This window comes from Mucilaginibacter sp. SJ, assembly GCF_028993635.1.
Classification (GTDB): domain Bacteria; phylum Bacteroidota; class Bacteroidia; order Sphingobacteriales; family Sphingobacteriaceae; genus Mucilaginibacter.
Map to the genome: position 1 here is coordinate 4413687 of NZ_CP118631.1, position 16939 is coordinate 4430625.

The window sequence follows — 16939 nt, forward strand, 5'->3', positions numbered from 1 at the left end:
ATCGGGCAAATCGTGGTTCAGAAAATTGTATACCTTTATTATATGAAAAGAATACTACTGGGTTTTGTGTTTATGCTTGCTGCCACATGGTGCTTTGGGCAGAACAGGCAAGCCATCCTGAAGGTAATGCATACACAGGAAGAAGCCTGGAACCGTGGCGATATTGAAGGATTTATGACAACTTACTGGAAATCTGATTCGCTGGTTTTTGTAGGGAAAACAGCCCCCACCTATGGTTGGCAAACAACGCTTGAGCATTATAAGCAAACATATCCTGATAAGGCTGCCATGGGGCAGCTTGCTTTCAACATTATACAAATAAAGGTACTTGATAAAGCTAACGCCTTTGTTTTAGGCGGATGGAAATTAACCCGTGAAAAAGACACGCCTGGCGGCTATTTTACACTATGGTTCAGGAAAATTAAGGGCGAGTGGAAGATAGTTTGTGATCACACTTCGTGAGGAGATTAGTGGTTAGAGATAAGAGGTTACAAAAAATTAAGTGTTAATTTAATATTGCTGGATGAAAAGAGGTTTGATAATTGGGAAGTTTTTGCCGTTGCATATAGGCCACATGACTTTAATTGGTTATGCACTTGATCACTGTGATGAACTTATGATTGTTATCGGTGCCAGCGATGATGAACCTATTCCCGGGGATGTGCGGTTGCGCTGGCTTGAAAAAACTTATGCTGATAATGACAAGGTTAAACCTGTATTGTTAAGTTATGATGAGGCTATGCTTCCAGGAGCCGATTCGATAGAAAACATGTCGAGGCTTTGGGCCAGCTATCTTAAAAAGAACTTACCGCACATTGATGTAATATTTGCCTCAGAGCCTTATGGTGCTTATATGGGGCGGTTTTTAGATTGTGAAAGTGTTATTTATGAGGAGCCATGCAAAGTTGTACCGGTGCAGGCCGCAAGAATAAGGGAGGAGCCTAATTTGTACCTGCACCTTTTACCCGATGCGGTTAAGGAATACTACAAAAATCAGGTTGAATAATTGGGCCTGTCTTTATTGATCTTTGGAAACCCAGGCTTTCTTGAATTCGGAAGGGTTTTTACCAACTATTTTGTTGAAAAGTTTATTGAAGTAGGATAGGCTTTCAAAACCTACGGCATAGCAGGTTTCAGTTACATTTTTATCCTGCATCAGCAGGTTTTTGGCTATGTCAACCCGGTATTGGTTTACAAAATCGGTAAAAGTCATTTTGGTTTGTTTTTTGAAATAGCGGCAAAAAGCTGCTGTAGTAAAATTAACTTTAGCCGCCACCACATTTACATCGGGCTTAAGGTTGTAATTATTGCCAATATATTCATAAACGGCTCCCATCCTGATCTTGTCTTTTAAAAAGAACTGCAGGTTTAGCCCGTCATTATTTAAAATAATGAACTCGTTTGAACCGGCCAGGATATTAAAGATTTCCATCAATCCCATTAATTGTTGAAATGAGCTCATTGCCGGAAGAAGTTTTAGTTTCTGTACTGCTAAAGTCCTCGTTTCGCCATAAAAAGCAATACCGTTAGCTGCCCGTTTGAAAAGCTGCTCGATGGTCGAAAATTCGGGCGTGATGCCTATAGCCGTCCCCATAAAATCTTCTTTTAGCTGCACCACTATCTGGTGATATTCACTCCGGAGACGATAATCAAAGTTGAGATGGGGGAGGTTACTGCCAATAAGTACAAGATCGTGCTGGGTATAACCAGAGATATGCGATCCAACATGCCTGATCCCGGCATCGGCCTCAACATACACCAATTCATATTCGGGATGATAATGCCACAAAAAAGTATTCCTGAGTCGTGGCGAAAACAGCTTGAACGATTTGCCCGGTTCAAAGTCAACCTTCTCTAACTGGATCTTATCCATGCTGCATTGAATATTATGCTTTAGTAAAGATAATTAAATGGTCAATGCAGAACAAATTTTGGTCATTGTACAGAATAAGTCACCTTCACTGTCGACCTAAATTTGAATTATAAATCAAAGCAAATTATGAAGACCGAAAATGCAACCATGACCATGGCACCCGCAAATGCCCATAAAGAGATCCCCGGTAATCCATCAACTGCAAAATCGAGCCAAATGGGCTTGAATAAACGAGCTAACAATGAACCGTTAAAAGTATTAAATGAGGCCGACTGGAAATTTTGGATTGAGAATGGCTACGTGATCATAAAAAATGCCGTACCTAAAGAGCAAGTTCAAAAACTTGCCGATTACTTGTGGCAATATGAGGGTAAAGACGCAAATGACATGGAAACCTGGTATAAACGGCCCAATGCCCAAATGCAAATGAGCGAGTTGAACAATACCGGCATGGTTGAAATTTATAATCAGCAATTTATGTGGGATAACCGCCAGTATCCTAAAGTTCATGCGGCTTTTGCTGATATCTGGGGTACGGAAAAGCTATGGGTAACTATCGACAGGGCAAATCTTAATTTTCCGCTACGACCCGGTTTTGAATATAAAGGCTTCATTCATTGGGATTACGATCCCGAAACCAAGCCTCAGAATGTACAGGGTGTACTGGCCCTTGCCGATCAGACGGATGAAAACATGGGCGGCTTTCAATGCATCCCCGAGTTATATCGAATTTATGATACCTGGAAATTAACCCAGCCTGATGATCGTGATCATTACAAACCCGATACCACCGGATTTGAAACGGTAAAAGTGAAACTGGAAGCCGGTGATCTGCTGATATTTAATAGTTTGCAACCACATGGTATCCGCCCGAATACCAGTGTAGATAAAGTGCGTATAGCTCAATATATATCGATGGTGCCCGCACAGGAAGACAATGAAGAATTAAGGCAGTGGCGCATCAACAGCTGGCAAAGCCGTGAAGCTATGCAAGGCTACGCCTTCCCCGGTGATCCGTTGGAACGAGAAAAGCAAAATCCAGTAGCTGAGCTTAGCGAGTTGGGTAAAAAGCTATTGGGATTGGAGCGCTGGTAATATCCAACCCCGATGCTCATGTCTCCACTCGCATTTGCAAGCAAAGCGGCTGGCCGGGAGGACACGGCCTTGGGGTATAAATAAAAATAGCGATGGATTTTATCCGTCGCTATTTAATATCATGACTAAAAACGTAAGACTTTCGACTTTAAAAAGGTTTCCCCGCAGCCAGCTCCCTATTAGCCCATTTAACGGCCAGTCCTTCGCGGTATTTAGCATACTTGCCTTTGAACATCATTTTTAAAGCACTGTCAACACCACCTTTAACGGCCAGGTTATACAGGCTTGCCGCTTTACGGCTTATGCTGGCATCCCATGCGCGAAGGCTCAGGGAGTATGAACCATCAACATATTTCATCCAGTGCCAGTAGCCGGTTGGCATAAACAGGGTATCGCCATGTTCCAGGAACACCTCAATGCCTTCCACGCCGTCAAGTGCCGGGAATTTTTTGACATCAGGATTTAGTACATCATAATCCTCCAGTGCATAGGTAGCATTGGGGATACAGTACAGGCGGCGTTTCCACTTGTTTTCAAACAGGATCACATGTTTACGCCCTCCAAAATGGGTATGGAAAATATGCGGAAGATCAATATCGTAATGTAAAAAAGTAACCGAGTTTGAACCGCCGAAAAACATGGCGGGCATGCTTTCCAAAAAGCCACCCATCAGGTCTTTAGGTAATACGATATCATCCAAAAGCTGCGGCGCTTGCTTAAATATGTTAAAGAAAAATATCCTTAACTCGGTTGGTTTACTGCGGATGAGGTCGATATATTCGTCAAAAGGCATTTCAGTTGCCGACGAATTGATGGGCTTTGACGGATCGGCCTTTGAATTATCATATAATGGCACTACTTTATTGCCAACAACCTGCTTTAAATATTCGGGTGTCCATTTTTCGCGGGCAGGCCAGCTTTTGGTAAGCCCTTTAATAACCAGCGGGCGACGGGGGTCTAAATAATTCTTCTTAAAGTCTTCGGGAGAAATATTTTCAACCGTATCGATCGGGTTAAGAATGAAGCACATAATAGTTTATTACTTTAGGGGGATTACGCTTATTTTAAAATAAAGTTACAATATTGTTTCTTACTCGTTTAAAAGCATTCAAAATAACGAAATAAACCCCAAAGTAGTATAAATATATCTTAATATTATGGCTTGCCTGCTACAAGGGCATTGTTAGCGCGTTTGATAGCCAGGTTCTCCTTCCAGTCCATATAACCCTTTTTAAAGCGTGCTTTCATTAGGTTGTCAAACTTGCGTTGTACAGTTAAGTTATACAAACTTTTGGCTTTAATGGCCCATGATTTATCCCAGGCGCGTAACGATATCGAAAATGAACCGGCGAGGTATTTCATCCAGTGCCAGTAACCGGTTGGCATAAACAGGGTATCGCCATGCTCTAAAATGGCTTCTTGTCCTTCAATGCCGTCAAGTGCCGGAAATTTGGTGAAATCGGGGTTTTCAATATCATAATCTTCTAAAGCATAGGTAGCAAAGGGGATGCAGTACAGACGTTCGGTCCATTTCTGATCGAACAGCATTACATGTTTGCGGCCATTAAAATGTGTATGGAAAATGTGCGCAAGGTCGATGTCGTAATGTAAAAATGTTACAGAACCGGCACCGCCGAAAAACATATTGGGGTATTTATCCAGGAAACCACCCATTAAATCAGATGGCGAACGATAATCCTCCAGTAGTTTGGGTGCATGTTTAATTGGGTCGAACAGGAAAATCCTTAAATCGGTAGGCTGTTTTTGGATAAGATCGATATAATCGCCAAACTTCATTTCGGTTGCAGATGCATTAATAGCTTTGGAAGAATCGGCCTTTGAACTGTTATAAAGCGGAACGGTTTTATCTCCAACTACCTCTTTCAGGTATTCAAAAGTCCATTTTTGCAGGGCGGGCCAGCTTTCGGTAGCTTTGCGGATAATAAGCGGTTTACGCGGATTTAAGTAATTGTTAACAAAATCCTCTTTGCTTATATTGTCTACACTATCAATAGGTGTAAGCGTTATACTCATTTTCACAAATTAATTAACGAGCAAAATTAATTCTTTGTAAATAATATGTAAACGATTTGTGCCGATTTTGAAATTGTGCTGACAGTTGTATTTTAGTTGCAGTAGCAATACGGAGCTGCAGTGGCAGTAGGAAGTTGCAGGTGCAGTTTCATGGAGTGTAATCAAAAAAGTATATTTTGCCTATCTTCCTCTAATCAGTGTACCGCTTGTACAACTGCCACTGCCGGCTGCTTCTGCCATTACAAACTGCAACTGGCTTAATTAGGTTTCAAAACCGAATTAACTACCTGGATAACGCCGTTGCTTTGGGCAACATCGGCTATGGTGATGAATGATTTGCCACCTTTTTCGTCAATAAGGTAAAGTTTTGCCCCCTGCGACATCACAGTAAGCGTACCACCGCTCAATGTGTTAAGCTCCAGCTTGCCTTTACCCTCTTTTACTTTGGTTAACAGGTCGGCCGAGGTTAATTTGCCGGGCACCACATGATAAGTAAGCAGTTTAATAAGATTAGCCTTGCTTGCGGGTTTCATCAGGTTGTCAACAGTGCCGGCAGGAAGCTGGGCAAAAGCTTCATTAGTAGGTGCAAAAACGGTATACGGACCGGCTGCTGATAGGGTAGGTGCCAACCCGGCAGATTTAATAGCGTTTACGAGCGTAGTATGGTCTTTTGAGCCGGATGTGTTTTGTACGATATTTTTAGCAGGCGACATGACGGTACCGCCCACAGTTTTTTGGGCGAAAGCTTTTGGGGCTATGGTAATAGCTATAAACGATAGAGCGATAATGAGTACTTTTTTCATAATTGCAGGTATATAAAACAATACGATTTGATAAATATAAACAGTTTTTAAAATCAATTTGCTTTGTAACAAAGTACTGACTTTAAAAAACCTCAAAGGTTTAGAAAAATAATCCGGCGGCAATATGATCGGCATACAGTTTACCTGTTGCGCTAAGATAAATAACATTATCTTTTTGTATGATCCATTCCCTGTCGAAATATTCGGCGGCAGCTTTGAGTATTTCGTCTGATGCACCTTTGGCTATCTGGTTGAGCTTAACCAGTTCAAGGCCCCAGATTGTGCGTAATGAGGTCATGATATATTCATTCAGGCGGTTCTTTTCGGTTAGCTCCTCGGTTTCGGCCTGTAGTTTTCCGGTTTCAAGCGCCTGCATATATTTCGCGTTGTTAGCGATGTTCCATTGGCGGGTCTCTCCATTGTAAGAATGGGCCGAAGGGCCGATTCCCAAATAGTTTACCCCTTTCCAGTAATTTGAATTATGACGGGAGTATTGGCCAGGCTTGCAAAAGTTGGAGATTTCGTAATGTTCAAACCCATGTGCCTGCATGGCATCCATCAATACCATAAACTGTTCGGCACTTTGATGTTCGTTCATGGGGGGCTGCTTCTTTTTGTTGATGAAGGCCGCCAGCGCAGTTTGCGGTTCAACTGTCATGGAATAGGTAGATACGTGCGGAACGTTAAGCTCAAATACCTTGTCCAGGTTTTGCTTCCATTTGGTATCACTGAGCATGGGATAACCGTAAATGAGGTCGACCGTAATGTTTTCAAAACCGGCGTCCTGGGCGCGTTTTACCGATGATTCGGCTTCCTGCCCCCGATGTACGCGGTTCATCCAAACCAAATCCTCATCAAAAAACGACTGGATCCCTATGCTGAAGCGGTTAACCGGTGTTTGCCTAAGGGCTTTGAGTTTGTCCGGTTTCAGATCATCGGGGTTAGCCTCCAGGGTTATTTCGGCAGTGGACGATACCGTGTGGAGTTCGGTTACCGTGTTGATGATCCTGCTGATTTGATCACCATCCAAAACAGAGGGGGTGCCGCCACCGAAGTAAATGGTTTCGATGGTTTCACCGCTGAGGTAACCTTTTTGCAGTTTGATCTCACTGATCAAGGCATGCAGCATTTCATCTTTGTACTTTAACGATGTGCTAAAATGGAAATCGCAATAATGGCAAGCTTGCTTGCAAAAAGGGATATGTATGTAAATGCCTGCCATGCGGCAAAGGTAACGCAATTATATTTTTTGAATAAAATAGAAACTTTCGGAAAAGTCGCTTTGAAGCAGTCGGTTTTATTATAAGGTTGGTGGAGAGAAAATCCTATACGAAATGTTTTAGTAGGCCGAAATTAATATAGTTACATCAAATTAAACGTTTTTTGTATCTAAGTATTCGTATAATTCAATCTGCATTTTGTTTTTTTTAAAAAGATTTTACAGTTGTAGCACCCCACGTCGTATCTGCCGAGGCATTATAGCCCGGATTCGAGTTTGTTGTTCCTCCAAATAGCGTGCCTGTAAGAATCGTTTTTTGATTTGTGGTTAGTTTTATATTAGTAATAACTTTTGAAGCTATTAGGTTTTTACTTTTATCATACGCGCTGATGGTTAACGTAAATGGCGAAATGGTATTTATAGTTAAAAAGTCTATCATGAAATTTGGTTTGCCTACTGAAGTATCAGCTACAGCATAATCATATGATCGTTTGTTAAGAAGCGGATCGGTGGCGGTATCGGTTTGCATGGTAATTAAATTGTAGCGCCAGTAGCTTTTTGAAAATGCTAAGGTTATATGATCAAGGTTTGTAGGGAGTTTATCTTGAATAATCACTTTCAGATCGGCAACTATCCTGTTTAACTGAAAATTAACTGTAATATCTGAATTGCCAACCGTAAATGTTTGTTGGCCTGCAAAGCAATCAGACCATGGTAACCCGCCATAAAGACCATAATATGCACCATTATCTTCGACAGTTAAATTACTTTTGCCTGCTATACCTTTTACGTAAACAGAAGAACCCGAAGAAAACTTATTGGTTATGATCATTGATGAAAATGTCTTTTTACCAAAATGAAACTCTTTTCCGGCAAAATTTACATATAACGTATCAATATAATTTTTTAATAATCCGGGATCAGAAATAACAGCGTCGGTTTTAATGCGGCTGTTGTTTGAGCTTATAAGCTGTTGCGAAAAATCGGCGCTGGTAATATTTATTTTTACCGTATGTAAAGTACCTGTTGCCGGTTGCGCCGGTTTATCTTTACTACAGCCTCCAATAAATAATATGATAGCTGACAACAGAAGGAAAGTATAATTTTTCATGAGATTTTTAATGTTGATTAAAATGGTATTGTGGTACTTCCGTCCCAGTCAGGATTAATTGATATTGTAATATTGCCATTTTGAGAGGTCGAATAATTATTGAATACCTGCCCACTTAACAAGGTAGTTTCATTTCTCACAAAAGTTACATCATCTACACTCACCCCCGCATACTTATTCATGCTATTGGCGGCAGTTTCAACACGAATGCTTACCGATCCTGGGCGATATGCAAACACCAATGCCGAGGTAACAGTAACATTTGCATGTCCAATTTGGGCGGGCGTAAACGAAATTCGAGTAGCTGAACCATTGCCGTAAAAAAGAGAATCTTTTGCAAGGGAATAATAATATGCATATGCACTAACGCTTATAAGAACCCCTGTCACATCGGATGGAATAGTATCCGAAAACCTAATTTGTAGTTTTGATGCAACTCGTTTAAGTGTTACAGATTGTGTTACGCTTGTGTCGGTTACCGTAATATTTAACTTTTTATAAAAAAAATCATCATGATACATTGGGTTTTGAATATTTGCAGTAGAGAGTTTAGCAAATGAGGCTGGGATAACTGTGGTTGGCATCAAATCAAATTGTCCGGCTTCGAAAATTATGGTATAACTACCTGCTTTAAGATAATCGGCAATAAGACCAAAATTGGTTACCGAATCACGCTGTTGGACAATTCGGTGTACCAGGTCGCCGTTACTGTCATATACAAGATAATTCAGGTATTTGAAATACGAAGTTAGCAGGGTCGCGTCATTTAGTTGTAGCTTACTATTTGTTTTTATTCCCGCTTCAGCGTTACCGATGGCAAAATTGATCTTATATTCCTTGCCGGTATTGTTACCCGTGTTATTGTCCACTGGTTTTTTCTGTGCGTCCTTCTTACACGAAAAACAGAGTATCGCGAGAAAGGTGACAGGGAAAAGGTATCTCATATAGGAAGTTTTCTTATAAAGATACAGAATTAAATATAAATATCTCCTAAAAAAATTACATCATAGGAAGTTACGAAAAGATAAAGCAATTGTTGTTTATAACTGAAAGATTAAGATGTTTGTAGCAATAACAGCGTAACCTGTTTGCAATTGAATTTTTAAAGTAGTAGAGGCTTAGCTCTCAAAGATCGATCTTGAAAACTTTTTTTACCGGCATTCGTGTTTAAATAAAAAATATTAATTGATAAAATTCTGGTTCAGATAATTACCCTACTTTTGCAAAAAATAATAAGCCCTTTTTAAGCTTTGAGGATCTGTTTGGTTATTTGGTGTTGCCTGCTGTTTTTATTGAATTGTACTGCTGCTTTTGCGCAACAGGATTCAATAGTGGCTGATACGCCTTTAAAATCACCAACACGCGCTTTTCGTCCCGGCAATTCGGTGCTTGATTCGGTGGCTTATGCCATGCAAAACAGAGATAAATTTATTGCAGACTCTATTGCTATGCGTTACCTCAGGGTGCCCGATGCGGCCATGCGTGCCGAATATGCCGATAGCGTTTTTGCCCGCGAATTATATCATGGCTACGGCTTTCTTGATCTTCATTCCAGGTCAAAGAGCAGGGTCATGGAGGGGCATAACCGCCCTTCGCGTGACCCCTGGGTTATTGTGCTCATTATTGCTATGCTGTTGTATACAGCTATCCTTAACCTTGCCCTGGGCAAAGATGTCAGCAATGTATTTGCCTCTTTTTACAGCAAACGCGTACTTTCGATAGCTGGTAAAGAAGAGAGCCCGGTTAGTTCGTGGGCTTTCCTGGGCTTGTTTTTGTTATTTTGTGCTACGTTCGGTTTGTTTTTATATCAATTGGCTGCGTACAAAGGCGTTTATTATAAAATAGCGGGGAGCGGCCTGTTTACTTTTCTTACCGTAGTCATTATTGCATTATTTTCGCTCAAGTTTTTAATACTCAAGTTTTTAGGATTTGTGTTTGATATTAATAAGCTGGTGAGCGAATACCTTAATATTCTGCATCTTACCTATTTTAATATCGCGTTTGTTTTTTTGCCCGTGGTTATTTGTTTCAGCTTGCTTGGTGCACAATACATTCCTGTACTACTTACAGTTACGCTCATTATCATCATCATAATTTTTATATGGCAATACATCAGGAGCAGCGTAAATATAATTTCTACCTTTCGATTTCATAAGTTTTATTTATTTACGTATCTTTGTGCCCTCGAAATTTGCCCTGTTTTGATTTTAATAAAGGCATTGAATATTAAAATTTAGGTTATTAAAAGCACTGAATTGGAAGATAGAAAGAAAAAGGTTAAAAGCATACTGGTTACTTTGCCTAAGCCCGAAAATGATAAAAATCCTTATGCCGAGCTGGCTAAAAAGCTTAACCTGAAAATTGATTTCAGATCATTTATTCATGTTGAGGGTGTGCCCGCAAAGGATTTCAGAAAAGAGAAGATTAACTTAGCTGATTTTAGCGCTGTGATCTTTACCAGTCGTAATTCTGCCGATCATTTTTTTCGCATATGCGAGGAGATGCGCTTTGAGGTGCCTGTTGAAATGAAATACTTTTGCCTTTCAGAAACCATAGCGCTTTACCTTCAAAAGTACATTCAGTACCGTAAACGTAAGATCTTTTTTGGCAAGCAAACCGCTGCTGACCTGGCAGAGGTTTTGAAAAAGCATTCGTCGGAAAAATTCCTTTACCCATGCTCGGATGTCGCTGCCGAAGAAACGCAGCGTTTTTTGCTGGAGAACGGTTATAACTTTACCCCAGCGGTGCTTTTCCGCACGGTTTGCAGCGATCTTTCTGACCTCGCCGATGTGTTTTACGATGTTATAGCATTTTTTAGCCCGTCAAGTATACAATCGCTGTATAAAAACTTTCCCGATTTTAAGCAAAACAATACACGCATCGCCGCTTTTGGGGCGACTACTCATAAGGCAGTGCTTGAGGCTGGCTTAATTTTGGATATACCAGCTCCAACCCCCGGCGCGCCATCAATGACAATGGCTATTGAGCAGTATGTTAAGCTTGTAAACAAATAAATTGGAAATTTATTTAACCAGGCTGCAACTTTTTACCATATTTACCCGTATAACCGCTAACTAATTGTCATGTTAACAATTGGTTAGCGGTTTGTTAATTATATAGCGTTTTGTATGGCATTGAGAAGATAAGTACACAGTTTATCGGTTCAAGAAGCCAAATTATCGTTTTTTATAGCTTACATTGCGTAAAATGTAATATATTCGGACGTTGCATTGTGTTATAGTTATATAACTGATTTTGATTGTAAAATGAAGCAGATCTACTTTTTAATAATTGTTTTAGCAGGTGGTATATTAAGTGGTTGTGGCCGCGGAGGCGGTGACCGGGGGGAAGTGGTAGGGGTTCCTGCAAGATCATTCAGGGCCGAAGTGCCTTACGGAATGGTTTATATTCCGGGTGGCAGTTTCCTTATGGGGCAAACTGATCAGGACGTAACCTTTGCCCAGATAGCCCAAACTAAACAGGTTACTGTTTCTCCATTTTTTATGGATCAAACCGAAACCAGCAACAGTCAGTACAAAATGTTTGTGAACTGGGTCCGCGATTCGATAGCCATTACCAATTATATCAACGATAATAAGTATTTCATTCAGCCCAAAGGTGGCGCCGGTAATAACAATGGCGGTAAAAAATTCATCAACTGGGAGTTTGTAAAGAAAAACCCTATCTGGAGCAGCAAAGGCAACCAGGCAAACAATACTCAAAAATTGCAGGGTATGTACTACCAGGGCGATGACCGTGTGTTTGACCGTAATGAGGTTGACGTTCGCTTACTTAAATATAACTACGCTTTGTTTACCCTGCGTGATGCTGCAGATCATCATAACGATAAAACAAAACATCGTTCCGATTTCATTGTTCGTGACACCGTGGCGGTATACCCGGATACGCTTGTTTGGTTAAGCGATTTTTCATATGCTGCCAACGAGCCTATGGTTGAAAGTTATTTTTCACATCCCGCATTCCGTAATTACCCTGTTGTAGGGGTAACCTGGAGGCAGGCCAGAGCTTACAGTGTATGGCGCACGCGCTATAATGATGCTTATAAAGATAAGCGCCGTTTACCGCACCGTGCACCTTACAGTTTGCCTACGGAAGCCGAGTTTGAGTACGCGGCACGTGGCGGCAGGATAGGTACCGATTATCCATGGGGAGGGCCTTACATCAAAAATGCAAAAGGTTGTTTACTGGCTAACTTTAAGCCGGGGCGTGGTAATTATACCGATGACGGCGGCGCGTATACTGTGCCGGTACGTTCATACTTCCCTAATGATTATGGTTTATACAATATGGCAGGTAATGTAGCCGAGTGGACATTATCCGCCTTTGACGAATCAGCGTCAACATTTGTACACGACCTTGCACCAACATTCAATTACGAAGCTAAGTCTACCGACCCCGAAATATTGAAACGTAAAGTTGTACGCGGGGGCTCATGGAAAGATATCGGATATTTTCTTCAAAACTCAACCCGGACCTACGAATATCAGGACACCGCTAAATCATATATCGGTTTCCGCTGCGTCACCAAATATTTAGGGCGCGACATTACAGATAAACGCTAATCAAGAGTTAGTTAAACGCAAGCAAATCAAATTAAAAAATAAAAGTTTACTTCTGAATTATTATGGCTGGAAAGAAAAAACCTTACGGAATAGGCAACATCGTATCATGGGGTGCTACTGTGGTGATTATAGGGTTAATGTTTAAGATTTTGCATTGGCCCGGTGCCACTTACTGGATAGCAGGGGGACTTATAACTGAGGCTATACTGTTTTTTATATTAGGATTTCAGAGAGAAGATAAAGAAATTAACTGGGCACGTGTGTATCCTGAATTAAATGAAGACTTTCAGGGAGAACTTCCAAAAGCAACTGTAAGGAGCGTCGGTAATACAGGCCCTTCAACAACTGCTGCGCTGGATAAAATGATGGAAGATGCAAAAATTGGCCCGGAGCTGGTACGCAGCCTTGGTGATGGTTTACGTACATTTGGTGATAAGGTAGCCGCTATATCACGTGTTACCGATGCGGGGGAAGCTACTATAGCTTTTACAAGCAAAGTTAAAGATGCAACCGCAAGCTATGAAAAACTAAGTGTTTCTTTTGAAAAGGCATCGGCTAATTTAACAGAAATGGCTAACTCAAATGTTGATTCAAAAGCTTACCATGACCAGGTTACCCAATTAGCTAAAAACCTGTCGGCACTTAACGCGGTTTACGAGCTGGAATTACAGGATTCAAGCGCGCACTTAAAATCAATGAATAAATTTTACCAGAACCTTTCGCTTACCATGAACAACTTCAATGAATCAATGGATGATTCAAAACAGTTTAAGGAAGAGGTAGGTCGTTTGGCTAAAAACCTGGCATCATTAAACGCCATTTATGGCAACATGCTTACAGCTATGAACCAGCCGCGTGTTTAATATAATTAATTAATTGATTACCAGAAAAGATTTATAATAGATGGCCGGAGGTAAGGAAACCCCAAGACAGCGAATGATAGGTATACTATACCTGGTACTATTGGGCCTCATTGCCCTTAACGTACCGGATAGCCTGTTGGACGCGTTTAAGAATATTACAAATAGTTTGGATGCATCAACCAGGAATGTTAATACTGGTTTGCAAAACACATACAGCGCTTTTGAGGCTACAAAATTGAAGGAACAACCTGAAAGGGCTAAACCTATTTATGATAAAGCTAAACAGGCAAGTGCTATTGCTGCAGAACTAAATACCTACATTGAACAGCTAAAAGCGAAGCTGATTCAGGAAGGCGGCGGGATTAACCCGGAAATTGATGACGTTGATGCCCGGGATAACCTGGATATATCGCCCCGTATCATGATCAATCAAAAAAATGGGGAGAAACTGAAAGCTAAAATTGATGAAACCCGCCAAAGGTTAATGGTAGCTTTGGGTAAAGACAGCGCAGGCGTGCAGTTTTCACTAAATACCATAGCGCCTAAACCGCATGGGGATGTTAGAAAATCATGGCAGGAAGCTAACTTTGGTGATGGCATACCTTTAGGCGCGGCCCTCACTACTTTAGCCAAAATTGAAGCTGACAGCAAAAACGCTGAAAACGAAGTAGTTAAGAAATTATTGGGTAAAATTGATCAAGCCCAGGTTACGCTCGATAAGTTTAGCGCAGTAGTGGTAGCTCCGAGCAGCTATGTGATAGCCGGACAGCCATATACTGCCCAGATCTTTTTAACCGCTTACGATTCAAAATCAAATCCAGATATTACTGTTAATGGCAGCAGGGTATCTGTTACAGATGGTAAGGGGAATTATACCATTACCGCGAGCGGAGAAGGAAAACATACCGTAGAAGGTTTTATCACGGTTAAAAACAATACAACCGGTAAAAATGATTCTTATCCTTTTAAGCAGGAATATACAGTTGCAAGACCTTCGGCAGTTATTTCTCCTGATAAAATGAACGTACTTTATATCGGTGTACCGAATCCTATTTCGGTATCCGCGCCCGGCGTAGCAGCCAGCGACTTAAACGTGCATTTTAGCGGTGCCGGTTCTCTTAGTGGTTCGGGGGGGCATTACACAGCTATTGTAAACAGCATAGGCAAAGCTACAATTTCTGTTAGTGGTGCAAAAGGAGCGGTATTGGGCTCAACACAGTTCCGTATCAAAAGGATCCCTGACCCTAAGCCACAGTTTGCAGGTAAAAGCGGAGGTAACACCAGTTCGGCTAATATCAGGGCACAGGACAGGCTTTTTGCCCAGTTGGATAACTTTGACTTTGATGCTAAATTTAACGTAACGCACTTTACTATGCTGGTTGTAAAACCGCGCCAGGATGCCATTATTTTATCAGGCTCGGGCGGTGAATTAACCGGCGCGATGCGTAGTGCTTTGAATACGGTTACACCAGGAACTACTGTTATATTTAAGGATATCGTTGCGGTAGGCCCTGACCATTCACCGAGGTCACTTGACCCGATTGTATTATCCGCAAATTAAACGCGTATGAAAAAGAGAATTTTAGTTGTTATCCTGTGCCTGGCTTGTGTAAGCGCTTATGCGCAAAAAAAGCGTACCAAGAGGCCGCCGGCAAAAAAGACAACCACCGCCAGGCAAACAACTCAGAAACCTGTACAGGTTCAGCCGGATAATGTTACCAGCCAGCAGCCCCTTGATACTGCAAGTAAAATTGCTGCGAAACCTTTTGACAGACCGCTTGACGGCTATTACAAAAAGAACAATATTTTAAACGCCAAGGTTACGCCGTATCCTAACTTGCGTGAAAATGATGTAGCATTTGCCAAACGCGTTTGGCGCGAAATTGATGTACGCGAAAAGATGAACCAGTACCTGGCTTCACCCAAAGGCCGTTTAATTGATGTATTGCTTGACGCCATAGCCAAAGGCGAGCTTACAGCATATGACCCAACTCCGGGAAAAAAGGATGATCCCAATGGCGATGGTTTTACTACTCCTTTAACAGGTGCACAGGCCCGTGGCCGTTTAGCATCTGACAGCAGCGTGGTTGAAAAGCGCGATAAGGATAATAACGTTATATCATCTACGCTTGTTGCAGGTGAGTTTAATCCTGATAGCGTACTTAAATTCCGCATTAAGGAAGATTGGATCTTCGATAAACAGCGCTCCGTATTTGAGCCCCGGATTATAGGTATTGCTCCCCTGGTTAAACCTAAAGGTACAGGTACACTTGACATTGATTTTCAGCCTGCTTTTTGGATTTATTTTCCTGAAGCACGTGCGGTACTTGCAACTAAAGAGGTGGTTAGCCGTAACAGCGATGCCACGGGCTTAAGTTTTGACGATGTATTTATAAAACGCATCTTTACCAGTTATATCGTAAAAGAAAGCAACGACAAAGACGAGCGTATAAAAGATTACGCCCAGGGTATTGATAAGCTTTACGAATCAGAAAGGGTTAAGAAGTCCCTTCTTGACTGGGAGCTTAACCTTTGGCAGTACTAATACATTAAGATTAAACAAGATTTAAGACAGGCGATGAATTTTTCATCGCCTGTTTTGTTAAGACCCGTTTTCTCGTAAAAACGGCTAAGATTTTTCGTCGCGCCTTCTGCCGTGCTTATTGGCCGGTAAACATTTGATAGGATAGTTATTGTTTATCCCCTTTTCATATGCGATTTTCACCCCAGGCCTGACCAATCGCTTACTCCTTTCTACCAACTCCCCCAAAATTCCGACCAACGCCTGAAATAGGGATAAATAAGGCGTTTTTCGGGTTTGCCGAGTGCTTTTGAGATTTTGTCTATATATATCTACAGCTGGTATAACACTTTTTAGTGATCAAAATATATGTTGTTCATTTGATCATTGAAAACAACAACACAACATATTTAAAACATTAAAACCTTACGATCATGAAAACCTCAATAAAATTATCAGCCTTATTTGTATTATTAACTGCAGGTGTATTTGCTACCACATTAGCCAAAGCCGACGAAGGCAAAGCCGATGTTACCCCTAAAGCCAAAGAAGTTGTAAGCTTTAAGGCCCTTGACCACGACCGTGGTTTGAAAGTGAACTTTGCAAAAACTGAAAATGGAAAGTCAGTAGTAAAAGTTTACAATAAAGACAATGAGCTTTTATTGAAAGACATTGTGCCAAGCAAAACCGATGTAAGCAAAGGTTATGTGTTAACCGGTTTGGAAGATGGTGAATACACTATGGAGATCACTACCGACAAGCAGGTAGTTAAAAAATCAATTCATGTTTATCAGGATGGCGATCAAAAATCATTTTACATCGCTCAGTAATAAAAAT

Annotated in this window: 17 protein-coding genes; 10 read left to right on the forward strand and 7 right to left on the reverse strand. The window is 41.2% G+C overall.

The features are described from left to right. The first annotated feature begins 42 nt into the window (after positions 1-42). Complete coding sequence (locus tag MusilaSJ_RS18110) at positions 43-462, forward strand: YybH family protein (RefSeq protein WP_274986284.1); 420 nt, start codon at positions 43-45, stop codon at positions 460-462. Between the two features lie 61 nt (positions 463-523). After that, positions 524-1006, forward strand: coding sequence for an adenylyltransferase/cytidyltransferase family protein (locus MusilaSJ_RS18115; protein WP_274986285.1), 483 nt, complete (start codon positions 524-526; stop codon positions 1004-1006). A gap of 12 nt (positions 1007-1018) precedes the next feature. Here the strand turns inward: MusilaSJ_RS18115 and MusilaSJ_RS18120 are convergent, their stop codons facing one another. After that, positions 1019-1873, reverse strand: a complete 855-nt coding sequence (locus MusilaSJ_RS18120; protein WP_274986286.1) for a helix-turn-helix domain-containing protein — start codon at positions 1871-1873, stop codon at positions 1019-1021. A gap of 126 nt (positions 1874-1999) precedes the next feature. Between MusilaSJ_RS18120 and MusilaSJ_RS18125 the strand changes: the two genes are divergently transcribed. Further along, complete coding sequence (locus tag MusilaSJ_RS18125; protein WP_274986287.1) at positions 2000-2968, forward strand: phytanoyl-CoA dioxygenase family protein; 969 nt, start codon at positions 2000-2002, stop codon at positions 2966-2968. Between the two features lie 148 nt (positions 2969-3116). Here the strand turns inward: MusilaSJ_RS18125 and MusilaSJ_RS18130 are convergent, their stop codons facing one another. The 6 genes from MusilaSJ_RS18130 to MusilaSJ_RS18155 form a co-directional block, all read right to left on the reverse strand. Then, entirely contained in the window at positions 3117-3998 is an 882-nt protein-coding gene (locus tag MusilaSJ_RS18130) for a cupin-like domain-containing protein (protein WP_091215547.1), read from the reverse strand. Positions 3999-4123: 125 nt separating this feature from the next. Then, a complete protein-coding gene (locus MusilaSJ_RS18135) occupies positions 4124-5002 on the reverse strand; it encodes a cupin-like domain-containing protein (RefSeq protein WP_274986288.1) in 879 nt (292 codons plus the stop codon). A gap of 257 nt (positions 5003-5259) precedes the next feature. After that, positions 5260-5805 (reverse strand): fasciclin domain-containing protein, encoded by a 546-nt coding sequence (locus tag MusilaSJ_RS18140; RefSeq protein ID WP_274986289.1) that lies wholly within the window; start codon positions 5803-5805, stop codon positions 5260-5262. 100 nt (positions 5806-5905) lie between these two features. Then, positions 5906-7027, reverse strand: a complete 1122-nt coding sequence (gene hemW, locus MusilaSJ_RS18145; RefSeq protein ID WP_274986290.1) for a radical SAM family heme chaperone HemW — start codon at positions 7025-7027, stop codon at positions 5906-5908. A 205-nt stretch (positions 7028-7232) separates the two neighbouring features. Further along, entirely contained in the window at positions 7233-8135 is a 903-nt protein-coding gene (locus tag MusilaSJ_RS18150; RefSeq protein WP_274986291.1) for a DUF6562 domain-containing protein, read from the reverse strand. A gap of 17 nt (positions 8136-8152) precedes the next feature. Next, positions 8153-9004 (reverse strand): DUF6562 domain-containing protein, encoded by an 852-nt coding sequence (locus tag MusilaSJ_RS18155; RefSeq protein ID WP_274986292.1) that lies wholly within the window; start codon positions 9002-9004, stop codon positions 8153-8155. Between the two features lie 423 nt (positions 9005-9427). On the opposite strand from MusilaSJ_RS18155, the gene MusilaSJ_RS18160 reads away from it, so the two are divergent. The 7 genes from MusilaSJ_RS18160 (at position 9428) to MusilaSJ_RS18190 (ending at position 16932) form a co-directional block, all read left to right on the forward strand. Continuing rightward, the gene (locus MusilaSJ_RS18160) at positions 9428-10372 is read left to right on the forward strand and encodes a DUF4271 domain-containing protein (protein ID WP_274986293.1); all 945 of its coding nucleotides are present in this window, start codon (positions 9428-9430) and stop codon (positions 10370-10372) included. An 18-nt stretch (positions 10373-10390) separates the two neighbouring features. Next, a complete protein-coding gene (locus tag MusilaSJ_RS18165; RefSeq protein ID WP_090530369.1) occupies positions 10391-11149 on the forward strand; it encodes a uroporphyrinogen-III synthase in 759 nt (252 codons plus the stop codon). Between the two features lie 252 nt (positions 11150-11401). Continuing rightward, entirely contained in the window at positions 11402-12718 is a 1317-nt protein-coding gene (gene porK, locus MusilaSJ_RS18170) for a T9SS ring complex lipoprotein PorK/GldK (protein ID WP_274986294.1), read from the forward strand. 62 nt (positions 12719-12780) lie between these two features. Beyond that, a complete protein-coding gene (gene porL / locus MusilaSJ_RS18175) occupies positions 12781-13581 on the forward strand; it encodes a type IX secretion system motor protein PorL/GldL (RefSeq protein WP_090530363.1) in 801 nt (266 codons plus the stop codon). Positions 13582-13621: 40 nt separating this feature from the next. Next, positions 13622-15142 carry a type IX secretion system motor protein PorM/GldM gene (gene porM, locus MusilaSJ_RS18180; protein ID WP_274986295.1) on the forward strand — a complete coding sequence of 507 codons (1521 nt, stop codon included), beginning with the start codon at positions 13622-13624 and terminating at the stop codon, positions 15140-15142. A gap of 6 nt (positions 15143-15148) precedes the next feature. After that, positions 15149-16126 carry a type IX secretion system ring subunit PorN/GldN gene (gene porN, locus MusilaSJ_RS18185; RefSeq protein WP_091171862.1) on the forward strand — a complete coding sequence of 326 codons (978 nt, stop codon included), beginning with the start codon at positions 15149-15151 and terminating at the stop codon, positions 16124-16126. 410 nt (positions 16127-16536) lie between these two features. Beyond that, positions 16537-16932, forward strand: a complete 396-nt coding sequence (locus MusilaSJ_RS18190; protein ID WP_274986296.1) for a hypothetical protein — start codon at positions 16537-16539, stop codon at positions 16930-16932. Positions 16933-16939: the final 7 nt, after the last annotated feature.